The sequence below is a fragment of the Aldersonia kunmingensis genome (genome assembly GCF_001646865.1).
Taxonomy (GTDB): domain Bacteria; phylum Actinomycetota; class Actinomycetes; order Mycobacteriales; family Mycobacteriaceae; genus Aldersonia; species Aldersonia kunmingensis.
Map to the genome: position 1 here is coordinate 1 of NZ_LRRB01000293.1, position 3610 is coordinate 3610.

The following is a 3610-nucleotide window of genomic DNA, read 5'->3' on the forward strand; positions in this document are numbered from 1 at the left end:
GTATGTCGACTGCGACTTGATGAAGTCGATCTTGTCCGGGATGTCACCGGGCTTCGTCAGGAACGGCCACCAGCCGGATCCGAACCGCGCAGCCCGCTTCAACGATGCGTCGACATCACCGCCGATCCAGATGCACGGATAAGGCTTCTGGACCGGCTTCGGTTCGAACGCAAGGTCATCGAAGGACACGTACCGCCCGTGAAAGCTGGGGGTCTCGCTGGTCCACAGTTCGATCATCGCCTCGAGGTACTCGTCGGCGATCCTCCCCCGCTCGCGGAACGGCACTCCCATTCGCTCAAATTCACCCTCCATCCAACCCACTCCGAAGGTGGCCATGAATCGCCCGCCGCTCAGCCAATCTGCCGTCGCGATCGCTTTGGCGAGGACGATGGGCTGCTGCAGCGGAAGGACGGTCACGCTGGAGTTGACCAGGATGCGTTCGGTCGCGCCTGCGAGGTATGCCTGTGCCGTCGTGCCGTGGAACCAGTGCGGGCCCGACCGGTCCACATGTTCCCGCGGGATAACGAAATGCTCTGGGACGGCGATCATGTCGTAGCCGAGCTCGTCGGCACGTTTCGCCATTCGCGTCTGATCGAGGCCATCGATCGACGCCTCCCACGGTTGCGACGCTGCCGGGAGACGCATCAGGTGCGGCAACGGAAATGCGAGCTTCATGGCCTCTTGCGTACCAGGTCACGATGGGCCAGGGATAGACGAAGCCCCCGGATCCGTTGGGACCCAGGGGCTTCGTCGATGGGTTACAGCGTCAGTGCGCGTGACCGTGGCCGTGCGACGGCTCCTCGTCGACCGGCTTCTCCACGACGGCGCTCTCGGTGGTGAGCACCATCCGCGCGACCGAGGCCGCGTTGACGACCGCCGAGCGGGTGACCTTCACCGGGTCGATCACGCCATCGGCGATCAGATCGCCGTAGGCGAGCGTCGCGGCGTTGAAGCCGAGCTTCTTGTTCTCGGCCACCTTGGAGGTGACGACCGCACCGTCGAGACCTGCGTTCGCGGCAATCCAGAACAGCGGGGCAGACAGCGCCTGACGAACGACCTCGACACCGAGCGCCTCGTCGCCCGTGCGCGCGTCGCGCAGCGCGACGAGCTCGCTTGCGACGTGCACCAGCGCGGAACCGCCACCGGGGACGATGCCCTCCTCGACGGCCGCCTTCGCAGCGCTAACAGCATCCTCGACCCGGTACTTACGCTCCTTGAGCGCGGTCTCGGTGGCGGCGCCGACCTTGATCACCGCAACGCCACCGGCGAGCTTCGCCAGGCGCTCCTCGAGCTTCTCCCGATCCCAGTCGGAGTCGGTGCGCTCGATCTCGGCGCGCAGCTGCTCGACGCGCGTCGCGATGGCCTCCGCAGTGCCCGCACCCTCGACGATGGTGGTGGCGTCCTTGGTGACGACGATTCGGCGTGCGGAACCGAGCACATCGAGGCCCGCCTCGCGCAGCGTGATGCCGATGTCCGGGTTGATCACGGTGCCGCCGGTGACGACCGCGAGATCGTCGAGGAACGCCTTGCGGCGGTCACCGAAGAACGGCGCCTTGACGGCGACGGCCTTGATCGTCTTGCGGATCGAGTTCACGACGAGCGTGGACAGCGCCTCGCCCTCGATGTCCTCGGCGATGATGAGCACGCCCTTGCCGCTGTCGGCGATCTTCTCCAGCAGTGGGAGCAGGTCCGGCAGCGAGCTGATCTTGTCGCGGTGCAGCAGGATCAGGGTGTCCTCGAGCACGGCCTCCTGGCTGTCCAGGTCGGTCTGGAAGTACGGCGACAGGTAGCCCTTGTCGAACTGCACGCCCTCGGTGACAACCAGTTCGGTCTGCAGCGTCGAGGACTCCTCGACGGTGACGACGCCGTCCTTGCCGACGGTGGTCAGCGCGCGGCCAACCATCTCGCCGATCTCCTCGTCGCGCGAGGAAACGGTGGCGACCTGCGCGATCGCGAGCTCACCCTGGACCGGGGTCGCGGCGGCCTGCAGCGCCTCCGACACCTTGTCGGCGGCGGCGGCGATGCCCACGCCGAGCGCGATCGGGTTCGCACCGGCGGCGATGTTCTTCAGACCCGCCCGCACCAGCGCCTGTGCCAGGACGGTCGCGGTGGTGGTGCCGTCACCGGCAACATCGTTGGTCTTGGTGGCGACGCTCTTCACCAGCTGCGCACCGAGGTTCTCGAACGGATCCTCGAGCTCGATCTCGCGCGCGATGGTGACGCCGTCGTTGGTCACGGTCGGGCCGCCGAAAGCCTTGGCGAGCACGACGTGCCGACCACGCGGGCCGAGCGTCACCTTGACCGCGTCGGCCAGCTTGTCGACGCCTCGTTCGAGAGCCCGGCGTGCGGTCTCGTCGAACGCGATTTGTTTGGCCATAGCTTGTTGCTTCTCCTGTTTTGGAATTACCGCCGCGCGGCGCTACTGCGTACGGGCGGGACCGGTGGCCGCGAAACGCACTCCGCCCCGGGACCGAGAATTCGGCGCCGGGGCGGTGGTGCGTCGCCGGCCACATCGAGTTGCCGGCTGTGCGGTGGCTGCCTACTTGGTGACGACGGCCAGCACGTCGCGTGCCGAGAGGATCAAGTACTCCTGACCCGAGTACTTGATCTCGGTTCCGCCGTACTTGCTGTAGATGACGGTGTCGCCCTCCTGGACGTCGAGCGGAATCCGCTTCTCGCCATCTTCGTCCCAACGGCCGGGACCAACTGCGACGACGGTGCCCTCCTGGGGCTTTTCCTTCGCCGTGTCGGGGATGACCAGGCCGGAGGCGGTCGTCGTCTCGGCCTCGTTGGCCTGGACGAGGATCTTGTCCTCGAGCGGCTTGATGTTCACGCTCGCCACGATGAGCCCTCCACTTTCAGTGGTAATCGAGTCCTGGGTGTTGCCCCAGCGACTTCTTCGGTCGATCAGGATTTCGGCTCTGTGTGCAGCAACGTCGTCGCGGGTGCCGTGGCTGCCGCAGTGCCGACTAGCACTCTATACATGCGAGTGCCAGCACTCAACCCTTGCCAGCGCAAGTTCGCCCAGGGCGCACAGCTCGCTAGAGGCCCATGACCGCCTCGAGCCGTCCGCTGTCGATCGCGGCGCACAGCGCGGCATGGTCGCGTTCGTTCCGCTCCGCGTAGGCGACCGCGAACTGCACGATCGCGTCGTCGAAGGACGGCCCGTTGCCGAGATACGCGGCGACCGCGAACCGATCACCCGAACGGGCATGCGCTTGCGCCAGCGTGCGGCCACACACTCGGGAGTACAGCTCGAGCCCGTGCTGCGGCAGCGTCGCGACCTCGATCGACCACTTCCCGTCGCGCAATTGGCGGACATAGAAATCGCGCACCACGCCGTCGGGAGCCGTCCCGCGCAACCAGCCGAGGAAGATGTCGCTCGCGCCCTGCATCAGCCGCTGGCCGTTCACCACCCGCTGGCCCTGGTGGACGATCGAGCGGCCCTGGAGGTAGCCGGCGAGCACCGACGGCTGAGCCTCCTTGATCTGCAGGAACAGCGGATCATCGGCGTCCGCTCCCTCGAGCAATGCGATCCAGCACCGGGTGCCGACGCTGCCGACTCCGACCACTTTGCGCGCGAAGCGGGTGAGTTTGAACCGCTCGATCA

At 66.7% G+C, this 3610-nt stretch carries 4 protein-coding genes; all 4 read right to left on the reverse strand.

Going from position 1 to position 3610, the window contains the following annotated elements:
- Positions 1-675 (reverse strand): TIGR03619 family F420-dependent LLM class oxidoreductase (locus A8G08_RS23595; protein ID WP_068279626.1); only part of this gene is annotated, 675 nt, incomplete at its 3' end.
- A gap of 91 nt (positions 676-766) precedes the next feature.
- Positions 767-2377 (reverse strand): chaperonin GroEL, encoded by a 1611-nt coding sequence (gene groL, locus A8G08_RS23600; RefSeq protein WP_068279628.1) that lies wholly within the window; start codon positions 2375-2377, stop codon positions 767-769.
- Between the two features lie 162 nt (positions 2378-2539).
- Positions 2540-2842, reverse strand: a complete 303-nt coding sequence (gene groES / locus A8G08_RS23605) for a co-chaperone GroES (RefSeq protein ID WP_068279630.1) — start codon at positions 2840-2842, stop codon at positions 2540-2542.
- 199 nt (positions 2843-3041) lie between these two features.
- The coding region (locus tag A8G08_RS23610; protein ID WP_157108760.1) for a DUF2252 family protein at positions 3042-3610 on the reverse strand (569 nt) is incomplete at its 5' end.